The sequence below is a fragment of the Aeromonas bestiarum genome (genome assembly GCF_028751155.1).
Taxonomy (GTDB): Bacteria; Pseudomonadota; Gammaproteobacteria; order Enterobacterales; family Aeromonadaceae; genus Aeromonas; species Aeromonas bestiarum.
On sequence record NZ_CP064746.1, the window covers coordinates 2,197,461 to 2,209,971 of the forward strand.

Annotated in this window: 13 protein-coding genes; 9 read left to right on the forward strand and 4 right to left on the reverse strand. The window is 60.8% G+C overall.

What is annotated here, in order from left to right:
* Positions 1-57 precede the first annotated feature (57 nt).
* Positions 58-261 carry a hypothetical protein gene (locus IU367_RS10220; protein WP_042867481.1) on the reverse strand — a complete coding sequence of 68 codons (204 nt, stop codon included), beginning with the start codon at positions 259-261 and terminating at the stop codon, positions 58-60.
* A 224-nt stretch (positions 262-485) separates the two neighbouring features.
* Here IU367_RS10220 and IU367_RS10225 point away from each other — a divergent pair, with 224 nt between their 5' ends.
* A complete protein-coding gene (locus tag IU367_RS10225) occupies positions 486-1,403 on the forward strand; it encodes a PhzF family phenazine biosynthesis protein (RefSeq protein ID WP_274454217.1) in 918 nt (305 codons plus the stop codon).
* An 88-nt stretch (positions 1,404-1,491) separates the two neighbouring features.
* On the opposite strand, the gene IU367_RS10230 is transcribed toward IU367_RS10225, so the two are convergent.
* Positions 1,492-2,778, reverse strand: a complete 1,287-nt coding sequence (locus tag IU367_RS10230; protein WP_274454218.1) for a lipase family alpha/beta hydrolase — start codon at positions 2,776-2,778, stop codon at positions 1,492-1,494.
* A gap of 257 nt (positions 2,779-3,035) precedes the next feature.
* Between IU367_RS10230 and IU367_RS10235 the strand changes: the two genes are divergently transcribed.
* Positions 3,036-4,034 carry a Wadjet anti-phage system protein JetD domain-containing protein gene (locus IU367_RS10235; RefSeq protein WP_274454219.1) on the forward strand — a complete coding sequence of 333 codons (999 nt, stop codon included), beginning with the start codon at positions 3,036-3,038 and terminating at the stop codon, positions 4,032-4,034.
* Positions 4,035-4,477: 443 nt separating this feature from the next.
* Here IU367_RS10235 and IU367_RS10240 read toward each other — a convergent pair whose 3' ends face one another.
* On the reverse strand, positions 4,478-5,056 hold the full coding sequence (locus tag IU367_RS10240) for a PhnA domain-containing protein (RefSeq protein ID WP_043141929.1): 579 nt from the start codon (positions 5,054-5,056) through the stop codon (positions 4,478-4,480).
* A 254-nt stretch (positions 5,057-5,310) separates the two neighbouring features.
* Between IU367_RS10240 and IU367_RS10245 the strand changes: the two genes are divergently transcribed.
* From IU367_RS10245 to IU367_RS10275, 7 genes are all read left to right on the forward strand, one after another.
* The gene (locus IU367_RS10245; RefSeq protein ID WP_274454369.1) at positions 5,311-6,540 is read left to right on the forward strand and encodes a methyltransferase; all 1,230 of its coding nucleotides are present in this window, start codon (positions 5,311-5,313) and stop codon (positions 6,538-6,540) included.
* 324 nt (positions 6,541-6,864) lie between these two features.
* Complete coding sequence (locus tag IU367_RS10250; RefSeq protein ID WP_274454220.1) at positions 6,865-8,316, forward strand: chitinase; 1,452 nt, start codon at positions 6,865-6,867, stop codon at positions 8,314-8,316.
* Positions 8,317-8,940: 624 nt separating this feature from the next.
* The gene (locus tag IU367_RS10255; protein ID WP_274454221.1) at positions 8,941-9,312 is read left to right on the forward strand and encodes a VOC family protein; all 372 of its coding nucleotides are present in this window, start codon (positions 8,941-8,943) and stop codon (positions 9,310-9,312) included.
* Positions 9,313-9,377: 65 nt separating this feature from the next.
* Positions 9,378-9,827 (forward strand): GNAT family N-acetyltransferase, encoded by a 450-nt coding sequence (locus IU367_RS10260; protein WP_274454222.1) that lies wholly within the window; start codon positions 9,378-9,380, stop codon positions 9,825-9,827.
* Between the two features lie 193 nt (positions 9,828-10,020).
* Entirely contained in the window at positions 10,021-10,419 is a 399-nt protein-coding gene (locus IU367_RS10265; RefSeq protein ID WP_264304152.1) for a GFA family protein, read from the forward strand.
* Positions 10,420-10,464: 45 nt separating this feature from the next.
* Positions 10,465-11,067: a histidine phosphatase family protein gene (locus tag IU367_RS10270; RefSeq protein ID WP_274454223.1), complete on the forward strand. Its 603-nt coding sequence runs from the start codon at positions 10,465-10,467 to the stop codon at positions 11,065-11,067.
* A 329-nt stretch (positions 11,068-11,396) separates the two neighbouring features.
* Positions 11,397-11,807, forward strand: coding sequence for an SRPBCC domain-containing protein (locus IU367_RS10275; RefSeq protein WP_043141921.1), 411 nt, complete (start codon positions 11,397-11,399; stop codon positions 11,805-11,807).
* Between the two features lie 160 nt (positions 11,808-11,967).
* On the opposite strand, the gene smrB is transcribed toward IU367_RS10275, so the two are convergent.
* Positions 11,968-12,492, reverse strand: coding sequence for an endonuclease SmrB (smrB, locus tag IU367_RS10280; RefSeq protein ID WP_005315464.1), 525 nt, complete (start codon positions 12,490-12,492; stop codon positions 11,968-11,970).
* Positions 12,493-12,511 lie beyond the last annotated feature (19 nt).

A 12,511-nucleotide genomic window follows, 5' to 3' on the forward strand; every position in this document is an offset into this window, starting at 1 on the left:
TTCAAAGCGCGGCCAAGGGCCGCGCTTTTGTTATCTGCAAGGGGCTGATGGCTTTCGCTAGCCCTGCGGTACCCTGACCCCCTTGTCGAGATAGAGGCTGCTGTAGTGGGCGCGGTGGGTGACAAACATCACCTGATGGCGGCTGCCGTCGGAGAGGATAATAAAGTCGCCTGCCTGGGCGGGGCTCTGCAGGCTGATCTCCTGTTCGGGGGCGGTCAGCTTGTCGACCTCCTCCTTGAAGGTGAGGGTGTACGAATACATAGGGTTCTCCACTGCAGGACCGTATACAGACACGCATCACAAGGCTAGTTGCCATCGTCCGTATCCGCGGCGCCCAAGCGGCACCTGTGCGGCATTTAATTTAACGGGTAAGCTGGGTCTGCTTATCTTATATGGGGGCATGGCCTGCATTTGCCAGTGTCCCTCGCTTGGGGCCCCCATAACAGGCGCCAGAGTGGTTTTCAGCACGCAAGCAAGGAGTGGTCATGAAGGAGCTAGCCTCCCCGTTGGAGCCTGAGTTGGTGCGGATTGCCGCGTTTTCTGACGGGCAGCAAGGAGGGAATCCTGCCGGTGTCTGGCTAGGGTCTCGCTTGCCCGCGGCAGAGGAGATGCAACGCATCGCCGCTCAGGTGGGATTTTCGGAAACGGCCTTCGCCGCGCCCTTGTCGCCACTCGGGCCACCAGGCTCACCCTGGGGGGCTGCGACCGCCCGGCAAACCGCCGAGTCTGGGGAGTGGCGGGTGCGTTACTTCTCCCCCGAGGCCGAGGTGCCCTTCTGCGGCCATGCCACCATAGCCCTGGGTGTGGCGCTGGCGCGGCGCTTTGGAGAAGGGGAGTATGCATTGCACCTCAATCAGACCGAGATCAAGGTATCGGGCTGGCAGGATGAGGAGGGGCAGTGGCAGGCGGCGCTGCAATCGCCGCCGACCCGCAGCAAGCCGGCCCCGGCCGAGTTGGTGAGTGCCGCGCTGACGCTGTTTGGTTACACGTCAGCAGATCTGGATCCCCGCATTCCGCCGGCACTTATCCATGGCGGCGCCGATCATCTGGTGCTGGCCCTGAACAGTCGGGCTGCGCTCTCGGCCATGCACTACGAACTGGCGCAGGGGCGAACCCTGATGCAAAGGGAAGGGCTGGTCACCATACTGCTGGCTCATGCCGCCCGGGATCAGTTGTTTCATACCCGCAACCCCTTCGCCTATGGCGGCGTCTATGAGGATCCCGCCACAGGCGCAGCCACCGCCGCCTTTGCCGGTTACCTGCGCGATATCCATTGGCCCCACGGCGGCATCATAGATCTCTTTCAGGGGGAGGACATGGGGATGGCGTCACATCTGCACGCCGAGATCCCGGCCGCACCCGGCAGCTCAATCAGGGTGTTCGGCCGGGCCCGCCTGATGTGAGCGACACGCAATGAAAAAACCGCCAACTGGCGGTTTTTTCCTTTGTGCAGGAGCGAACTCAAGCGTGTTTCTCGGCATATTGCGCCCACTATGCGCTCTGGTCATGCTCCCCAGATGGGCTGCACTCTTCGTGAACGGTGAGCCAGTGCAGCAGCTGACGACTTACCTGCGGGCTGCCGAGCAGGGCCATATGGCTGGTGCGATAGGCAATCCAGCAGTGGGAAGGGGGGAATGCCAGCTGGTGGTGCGCCTCGTCATGCTGGCCGAGGGCGCTGCGCAGGGGCACAAGTCCATCGCCGATCAGCCTATCAGCCAGCAGACCGCGCTTGGCCGCCGTGGTGGCCGCTATGGTGAAGCAGGCCACTTCGGCGGGCAGGGGCAAGGGGGGGCGAGGATCGGGCAAGGCGTGCGGTTCGCCCTGCGGGGGCGGCGAGTCAATCACCTTGCCGTGGCGCAGATCCTTGATGCCGGCGCTGCGCAGTTGTGCCAGCCTGACGAAGGGTTGGGTATAGGCGGTGGCAGGCAGCAGCTGCTCCAGCCAGTGACCTGCGTGTTCAAGGGGCGCGCCATGATGGGGCGTGCCGAGAAACACCATGTTTTTCAGGACGCCGGGCCAGCCCATCTCACTCTGGCTGGCATGATGACAGGCGCTGCGGATCACCAGTCCCCCCATGCTGTAGGCCAGCACGCTGACCTCGTCGATGCCGCCTGGCCAGTGGGTTGCCAGTCGTTCCAGCTGACGGGCCAGCTCCCGTCCGTTTTGCGCAACGGGCAGGCCCGAGTTGTAGCGCACATAGACGGGCACATAGCCCAGCTCGCCGGCCAGCATCTCTCCATGGTTGAGCGTTTTTTCTTTGTCCTTCCCCCTGGTTTGGGTCTGCCACTGCAGATCGTTCATGCACAGACCATGCACCATCAGCAGCACCCGCCCCCCGGCGGGCAGACTCGACGGCATGGCGTGCCAGTCCAGCGGCTGGCCACCATGGCGCAGTGTCATGGGGGTAGCGAGGGCATTGTGGCTCTCGACCAGCTTGTCCCCCATCACACCATTGAGGGTGGCGAGCAGGGCGGCGCGCCTGGGCGTCTCGGGGATCTGGTGCAAGGGAGGCGTTGGCGGCAAGCGGGTGAGCAAAGCATGGATGCCACCGCTCAGGGTATGGGCGGCGCCGTGCACCCTCTGGTAGACCAGACCCGTGATCCCCCGGGTCTGACCCTGGGCCTTGCCCCTGATCCCCATGCCACTCAACACCGCCTGATGGACGGCTTCGGTGATCTGCACGGCAGCAGGCAGGGCCTGGGTGAGCAAGCGGGCCAGCTCGCGGATATCGGAAAGATGCCAGGAGGAAACCGGCTGCTGCTCTGTCGACTGGGTCATGGGGTCGCCCTCAGGGAGATGGTGTCAGCAAGCAGACTTGCACCCACTGGGTGCGTGCTGACTGGCACAGACCCATCCAGCTTGCCGTGTTTGCCTCGGGTTTACCAGTGAAGCCGCTGGCAGATCCTGCGGGGCAGGGCCCCTTGCTGCACGGGGTGCCGCGGGAGTGCGTTTCCCCTGGCGCGAGGTGGGTCACGGTAACGGGCAGCAAAAACCTCTCTACTTGGTCATATGGCACCGTAATAGGGGAGGCGAAGATGTCACTGTTTGATGAGCGCAGGGTACAGGATCTCTGTGCCCGCTTGCTGGAGGGCACCGATGAGAAGGGGTATTCACTCGATAGCAAGCATGGCCGCGAGCTGCTTGCCCTGTTGCAGGCGGTGAGCGGTGTCAAGCCGGTGGGGCGCAGCGCTCGCCATACCTTGACCCCCGCGGGGCACGACTATCTTGCCAAGCAGCTGGCACACACAACACCTCAGATGCCGGACATGCGCGGCAGTGTGCAGGCCCTCGGGGTGAGCTTGCCTTCGCGCCTCAATCAGGCCAGTTTTCATGCCCTTTGGCATGGGGACAGCAAGCATCCACGCAGTGACACAGACCCGGATCAAGCTGCCATGGACATAGCATTGACGCAGGATGAGGTGATCCGACTGCGTACCCTGAGCCCGTTGTCACTCATCGATCAGGATGGCCAGCGCCACGAGATGAGGGCGCCGATGGCACTCTTGGGAGAGCTGGCCTTGCCGGAGCGCAGCCTGGCCAGGCTGCAGGGCATCGAGTGGCAAGGGCGGCAGATAGTCACGGTGGAGAACAAGGGCGCCTTCGTGGATTACCCATTGCAAGCGGGGGACCTGCTGCTCTATGTGCCTGGCCGCAATACCAGGCTGGCACGGCAAGTGATCCCGCTGTTGCCGGCGGCTGTGCCCTGGGCTCATTTTGGCGATCTGGATCAGCGGGGATTGGACATTGCCAGCGAGCTGGCTGGGGCCATCCATCGGCCCTTGGCACTCTGGTTGCCCGAGATGCTGATGGCGTATATCCATCACTATGCCCGTCCTCTGACCCGTCAGCTTGAGGGGCAACAGGCTAGCAGAGGCAAGATCCCCTGGGGCGCCGCTCCCACGGCAGGCAGGCCTGGGGAGCTGCTGGCAGAGGCACTCACGCATCTGATCGCACACGGGTTGTGGCTGGAGCAAGAGGTGCTGGTGCTGGCCAGACGCTGGCAGTCATGGCCATTGGGGGCGGCTTGCGACTAATGGAGCCATAAAAAAACCGCCTGATGGCGGCTTTTTTATCATGCCGGCCCTTATTTCAGGGCTTTTTTCAGCTTCTTGATCTTGCCTTCGTGCTTGGCAATTTTCTCAAGGCGTGCGGCGATCTTCTTCTTGATATCTTTCTTGCTGGCTTTGGCCATCTGTGTTGCTCCTTTTGCAGTGGGGACACCTCGAGTGTCCGTGAGTCTGTCCATCGACGTCCCAGAGTGCCACAGGGTTGCCGTCTGAGCCAATCCTCTGTCGAAGAAAACAGCACATTTCAACCGGGGTGCCGAGGAAAAACAGGGGGGCTAGCTACGAGTGAGCTCGGTAGCAGTAGGCATCAAACAAGGTTGGGCGACTAGCAGAAGGCTTGTGCGGCATATCGCGGCCACCAAAAAGCGCCCCTTGGGGCGCTCTTGGTATCACTGGCAAACCTGACTCTATCAGGCTTTTTTCAGGTAGGCGGCGACCAGCACTATCTGCACGCCGTTGACCTTGCCTTCGATGTGCAGCGGGTTGTTGGTCAGGCGGATGCCCTTGACCAGGGTGCCGCGCTTGGCGGTGAAGCCGCCGCCCTTGACGTCCAGATCCTTGATCAAGGTGACCGAGTCACCTTCGACCAGCACGGCGCCGTTGGAATCCAGAGTAGGTACGTTGTCGTCATCATCGCCAGCCTGGCCGGCTTCGGCCCAGGCCTTGGTCTCGTCTTCCATGTACATCATGTCCAGCATGTCCTGAGCCCACACTTCGCCCTGGCCGGACAGGGCTTTCAGCTGACGCCACGCCATGACCTGCACGGCGGGAACCTGGCTCCACATGCTGTCGCCCAGGCAACGCCAGTGATTGACCACTGTGGTGTCCGGCTGCTCCAGCTGGCCACGGCATGTGTCACACAGGGCAAGGCTGTGATCATCATCGCTGGCCGGTGAGTGGGGCACAGCGAAGGCAGACAGTGCCTGTTCGGCGCCGCACAGTTCACACTTGGCGCCCGCGCGCGCTTGCAGGATGGCATTGATGGTCATGTTTTGGTTCCATTCATGTTGGTAAAATGGCCCGCCTTGAGCGAACCAGGGTAAAGAGGGGGCGGAATATAGCATAAAACCCCTCTCTTTGTCAGGCCAACACCCGGGCTCCGGGTCGTTTGCCAGGTTGACACTTGCGCTAACGGCGGCTTGCCGGGGCCAAGCCTGGGTGTATGACCGCCAGTCAGGCCGGAGTCCGGCCTTATGGCGGCCGACCCGCATTGGCGAGTGCTTTTTGGGGAGGGATCGCTAGAATAAGCCTCTTTTTTGACTGCAAGGCAGGGGCAAGCGTGCTGGCTCAACGTTTTCAACAACTGGATGGATTGCTGACCGAGACCCGGCGCTGGTGGCAATACCAACCCTATCATCACCTGAACCTGGCCTTCGCCGACGAGGCCCCCGCGCTGGCCGCACAGCTCAACGTCATGCCCCTTGAACAGATCAATCGACTCGATGGCGACATGGGGGCATTGTGCGACCTGCTCGCTCCCTGGATCCCGGCGGGGAAGACGCTGCATGCCCTGAGTGAGCTCGCGCTATTTAGCCCCGAGCCCATCCAGTGCGCCAAGGAGATGGCGATGCACATGCCGGGTCGCAAGCAGGCGCAGATAGAGGCCTTTACCGGCTGCCTGCCACCTCATCAAGGCCCCTATCTGGAGTGGTGCGCGGGCAAGGGGCACCTGGGGCGGCTGGTCTCCCTGCATCGCCGGGCAGAGATCCTGAGCCTGGAGCTGCAAGGTCCGCTCTGTGAGGAGGGGCGTCGGCTGGCGGCCCGTGACGGGGCCCGCATGCAGTTTGTGCAGGCGGACGCCTTTGCGGCCGATGCCGGCCAGCTGCTCGCTACCGAACACCACGCCATGGCGCTGCACGCCTGCGGCGAGCTGCATACCCATCTGCTGGCGCTGGTGGCCGAGCGCGGCGCCCAGGGGGTGACCATATCCCCTTGCTGCTATCACCTGATCCGCGGTACTCACTATGCCCCCTTGTCCACCGCCGCCCGGGCCAGCGATCTGCAGCTGGCCAAGGCGGATCTGCGGTTGCCGCTGCAGGAGACGGTGACCGCCGGGGCCCGCATCTCGCGCCTGCGCGAGCTGGAGGTGGTGTGGCGGCTCGGGTTTGACTGCCTGCAGCGCCAGGTGCGCGGGGTGAACGAATACTTGCCGGTGCCCAATATGCAAAAAAGCCTGCTCACTGGCAGCTTCGAGGCATTTTGTGAATGGGCGGCCGAGCGCAAGGGGATAGCCCTGCCGGCGGGAATGGATCTTGCCGCTTTTCTGGCCATGGGGGAGGCCCGTTATGGCGATGTCGCCCGCATGGAGCTGGTGCGTCATCTGTTCCGCCGACCGCTCGAGATCTGGTTGGCGCTCGATCGGGCGCTCTTCCTGCAAGAGCAGGGCTACCGGGTGGAGGTGGGCGAGTTTTGCGACAAACCCATGACCCCCCGCAATATCTTGATCCGTGCCGTGCGCTCTGCACAGGCATGAGTGACATCCCTCTGGAATGCCCGGCTGCCAGCCGGGCAGTTCCTATCCTGCCGGGTGATTGACCCCATAGGTGTGTGATGTGGCCCATCATGGGATGGGCCACGGCAAGATGCGGGTTGCTATTATTTTTCATCAGCTTTTACAAGGCATATCACAGTGCCCTTTGCATCAGTCGGAACATCTGTTTTTTATGCATTTTATGGCGTTTCGCCCAGAGAGTGAAATGGCTCACAGATCCGTTTTATTTCTTAATTTTTGATGAGAATTTAGTTATGAAAAAGCCTATTCTCGGGATGAACTTTTCCGAGACAAGGACTGTGCCCCATGTTCAAACCCACGCAATGTGCCTGGCTGGTTGCTGCTGCCTGCGCATTTCCAAGCTATGCCGCCATGAATATTCAGCCCGATCCACAAAATACCGGTGGATATGTGATTGCCGCACCGGATCTGGCGGCAGTTGAAAAATCAAAGACAGCCAATCCCATGTACGGGGTCTGGTCAAAAGCATTGGCGACACGGCCCAATAATATTGTCGATGCCATCATACCAAGAGCGGCCAGCAACCCGGATAACGTCAAACGGGTCGAGCGGGTATTCACGGAATCGGACTGGGAATATTTAACCCAGATGGCGGCACCTGAATATACCTATGAACGCTTCTTGCGGGCCATAGGTAAATTCCCGGCTTTTTGTGGTGAATATACCGATGGCCGGGATTCGGATGCCATCTGCAAAAAATCCATAGTGACGGCCTTCGCCCATTTTGCCCAGGAGACGGGCGGGCATATCAGCAAGAACAATATATCCGACAATCCGCTGGCGCTGGAGGAGTGGCAACAGGCGCTGGTGCATGTGCGCGAGATGGGGTGGTCAGAGGGGCAGGCGGGTTACACCACGGGTTGCGGCCAGAATGACTGGCAGAACAAGAAGTGGCCCTGCAGCACGGGGCAGGGCTATTTCGGACGCGGCGCAAAGCAGCTCTCTTATCACTTCAACTACGGCGCCTTCTCCGAGGCCATGTTTGCGGGTGATGCCTCGGTGCTGCTGAGCGATCCGGGGCGGGTCGCCGACTCCTGGCTGAATCTGGCCTCCGCCATCTGGTTCTTCCTCACCCCCCAGGCCCCCAAGCCTGCCATGCTGCACGTGATAGACCGCACCTGGGTGCCTTCCCAGCGCGAGATAGCGGCGGGCATCGGCTACGGCTTTGGCACCACCATCAACGTCATCAACGGTGGCATAGAGTGTGGTGAACAGAACAAGGACAAGGGCCAACCGGTCAACCGGATCCGTTATTGGGAGGGGCTGGCCGAGCATTACCAGATCCCCGTCAAGGCCGACGAGAAGAACACCTGCTGGCAGCAGACCCCTTATGGCAGCCTGAATCTGAACGGCGCCACCGATGTGCTTTATACCAACTGGGATGGCAACTGGAAGTACTACCCGGACAGACCCGGCGGTTACTCCTTTGAATGTGAGCTGGTGGGTTTTCAGACCGCCTATTCGGCCCTGGTGCCGGGGGATTACGAGAAGTGTGTGACCAACTTCTACGGCTCCCATGCCAACTGGCCCAAGGTGCGGGTGGTGGCCAAGCTGGATCCGGCCCCCGTGGATCCGGTCGATCCGCCGATCGGGGACGCGCCGGCCTGGAGCGCGACCACCGTCTATACGGCGGGGGCCAAGGCCAGCTACAAGGGCGCCGTTTATCAGGCAAAGTGGTGGACTCAGGGCAATGAACCCGGCAAGGGCGATCCCTGGGCGCTGGTGCCAGCCAGGTAAGGAGGGCTTGGCTCCATCACCTGGGCTAACGAGATTTGTACCACGGCCCCTTCATATATCTGGCTGAACGAAAAGGAAAGGGGGAGGCTTATTGCCTCCCCCTTGCATCTTATAGAGGCCATTTATTCATCTAGGCAGAAGATGAATTGCCATGCTTGCACCTCCCACTTATCAAGAGATGACTTCGCCCTGAAGAAGACGGTTTATTTATCCTCTGTTCATATCCGGTATCTTATGGTGCTCCCTGTTGGCGATATATGTGCGGCGAAAAGCCGTTTGCTGGTCTGGCGATGTAGGTTGTATGCCATAAATATTGGCGAACGGCTGCTCATCCAGCGTGATGCGATGGCTGGAAGCCATCATACCGGCCTCTTGTTATCGCGCGCCAACACTCAGTGACCTGGGGCAGGGGAATTTATCTCCACCGTCGTCAAGCCTATTTTCATGGTTGTTTCGTTTGGCACACTGCGCCTGGGAAAATATCCATTTTTCTATATGGCGCGGCATAATGGCGTGATCTTGTCGTGTGCCAGCCTCTCACTCTGTGTTTTGAGAGACAGGTGGCCATATCGGACATGGGCCTTGATGATGGCTGAATCGGGATAAACAAGGAGGGGCCACACAATGAATATCGCCATGCATTTTGAAATTCCGGTGACGGATATGACGCGAGCCATCGGGTTTTACTCCCGCGTATTTGGCATCACGTTCGAGCGAGCGGAGATAGATGGCAACGAGATGGCGTTGTTCCCGCTCTCGGAGGGGGGAGAGGGGTGTTCCGGTGCCCTGGCCAGGGGAGAGACATATGTTCCGAGCCTGGATGGCACGCGGATTTATCTGGCGGTGACCGATATCGAGCAGGTGATGGCCAGCGCCTTGCTGGCCGGTGCCAACAGTCTGTATCCCGTTACCCGGGTTGGCGACACCATCAGGGTGGCTGAATTTCAGGATCCCGAGGGCAACCGGATCGCCCTGCAGGAAACGGCCAGACGCTGACGCAAACATTCATTCATGCTGGGCAGGCCAAACGGGGCCCGGCTCGACACAGACAAGCAGGTGTTATGACGATACGTATTGCTACCCCGGTGGATGTCCCGGCGATGTTCGAGGTGCGTACCAGTGTGCGAGAGAACCAGATGTCCCTCCTGGAGCTGGCCGCAGTGGGGATCACCCCCGCCACCTTGCCCGGCATGCTCACCGGAAGCGGGCGAGGCTGGGTGGCCTGTGACGGGGACCAGGTGGTGGCGTTTGCGATGGCAGAGGCCGGTGACGCCACCATATTTGCCATGTTTGTGCGCCAGAGTCATGAGGGCAGGGGGCTGGGGCGCCGCTTGATGCAGGCTGCCGAATGCTGGCTCAGTGCCGAAGGGTGCACCGAGGTGTGGCTGCTGACCGATGCGGATCTCCGGGTCAGGGCCAACGGTTTTTATCGCCATCTTGGCTGGATGGAGGATGGCATTCAGGAGGAGGGAGAGATGCGTTTCAAAAAATGCTTGCGAGATGATGGGTAACGAGCAGGCCGTGGCGCGCGCGTCCCTCCTTGGCCGACAGGGAGAGGCCGCGCCCCCCCAGATGCGGTGAACTGGCTGGATCCGTGCCGTGTTTTGTGAGGCAGTTAATGGCGAGGGCGCGACAGGTGTGGTACTCATCTGATGCGAAATATGGCCGAAGAACGGCTTGGATCCATCTTGTCAGGGAGGCGTTATGCAAGGACATTGTTTGTGCGGCGGGATCCTGGTGTCGAGCGGGGATCACCAGGAGGTCAACCTCTGCCACTGCACCACCTGCCGGCGCTGGTCCGGCGGTCCCCTGTTTGCGGTGCACTGCGGCAAGGATGTGCGTTTCAGCGGGATGGCGCCTGCCACCTATCGCTCCTCCGAGTGGGCGGAGCGCGGCTTTTGCCCCACCTGCGGCACCCACCTCTTCTATCACCTGCTGCCGACGGATGAATACATAGTGCCGGCTGGCCTCTTCCAGCGGGACGATTTTCAGCTGGCGAGCCAGATCTTCATCGATGAGAAGCCAGACTTCTACGAGTTGAAGAACGAGACGCCCACCCTGACCGGCCAGCAGGTGTTCGAGCAGTTTGCGCCCAAGCCCTGATGAGAAAGGTGCTGATGCGATGACGTTGACAGACAAGGACAAATGATGGAACTGGTGGTGATCCGCCATGGTGAGACCCAGGCCAATGCCGAGAGGCGTTATCTGGGGGCGCTGGATGTCGGGCTGAATGACACGGGAGTTGCGCAAGTCACCAGATTGGCGCAGCTGCTTGTGGCGACGGAGGCGCCGTTTCAGCGATTGCTGACCTCGCCTCTGCTGCGGGCAAGGCAGAGTGCCGAACTTGTCTCGCACACGCTGGCGCTGCCTGCCCGGATAGTGCCCGCCTTTCGTGAACGTCATGTGGGGGTATTTGAAGGGCTGACCCAGGCAGAGGCGAGGGAGCGTTATCCCGCGCTGTGGGCGCGCAATATTACCCGGCGCTGGACAGCAGCGCCCCCGGAAGGGGAGTCGCTGGATGCCGTGATTGCGCGGGTGTCACTGGGGTTGACCAGGCTTGCCGAGGAGGCGCAGGGCGAGCGGGTCTTGCTGGTGGCGCACGGGGTGGTGGCAAAAGTGATCCGCGCCCTCACGACCACGGGATTTTCCGATTTTTTCGACTGGCAATTGCCTAATGGTGACAGCTTGGTCGTGGTGCACGCATCGAGCGGGCCACTGATATGTTTCAGTCGTCCGAGCCTGCAAGATTGAGCGCTTCACCAGCTCATCGAAGCGGCACCGATGGCATCGAGAGACGACTTGATGTCGGCATGGGAGCCCTGTGTGAACATGCAACCTCCACTGCGAATAACACGTTGATATTCAGTACGGTGTGGGCGTTTTTCCACCAATCATGCCATGCGTCAGGATCCGCCATGGCGTGAGTCAAGCCGTGGCGGGGGTGACTGGCTCAGGGGGCGTGGCTGGGCTTTACTCTGTTGACTTGGGTATCGCACACGTCGCCAGCTGTGTTTGGAGAGGCGGTCTCGGTGTCGAGGCCAGCGCTGGCAAGGGATGTCAATCGAGGCAAGGAGAGAGGGATGAAGATCAGCATTGATGCGCGTATCGAGCAGGAGATAGACGCCGTCTGGTGGGCCTGGAATGACCCGGACTGTGTCGTCAAATGGAATGCCGCCTCCGATGAGTGGCACACCACGCGCAGCCGGGTCGATCTGGTGGTGGGTGGTCGTTTCTGTCATCACATGGCGGCCAGGGATGGCAGTGCCGCCTTCGATTTCGAGGGCACCTTCACCCTGGTCGAGGCACCGACCCGGCTTGCCTATGTGATGGATGACGGACGGGCTGTGGATGTGCGCTTCGTCGAGGAGCAAGGCGCCACCCTGGTGAGCCTGGACTTTGACGCTGAGTCCGCGCATAGCCGTGAACAGCAGCAAGCGGGCTGGCAGGGCATTTTGAACAACTTCAAACGCTACGTGGAGGCGGCGGGCTGACGCAGATCCGGCCAGGCCAATAAAAAACCACCGGCGGGCAGCGGTGGTTTTTTATTGGGACATGAGCCCAGGTGTGTGATGCGGGCGGCAGGCACTGATGGCAAGGGGCATCAAGGTGGCGCTATCGGCAGGGGTGTTGTCACCCTTTGTCTGTGGCCGTTTACTCTTCTATATCCAGCAGCACCAGGATGGCGCTGTCGCCGCCCCATTCACGAGGGGCCTGATGAAAGGCGCGCACATTGGGGTGCTGGGCCAGCCAGCTCGGGATCCGCTGCTTGAGGATGTGTTTGCCGATGCCGTGCATCACGGAGGCGACGTGGATGTTCTCTTTCTGGCAGAGAGTGAGCAGTGCGGCCAGCTCCTGCTTTGCCTGGTTCTGGTTCATGCCGTGCAGATCCAGATAAATCTCCGGCGGGTAGATGCCGCGTTTGAGCTTCTTCAGCTCGAATTTTGACACATCGTCACGCACGTAACGGGTCGGGCCATCCTCGTCCAGATGGGGCTGGTACTCGTCGCTGAAAAAGTGGCCAACCCCAAGCTTTTCGCGGCTTTCACGCAGTTCGCGTTTCTGCTTGACCGGGCGCAGGTCGGCCCTTATGGTATCTTGCTTAATTTTCCGGGTACCTTTGACAGCATCGCGAAACAGCAGGCTTTCCTCGATCGTCGGTGAGGGCGTTTTTTTCATCAGGTACTCGTCTTGCTCG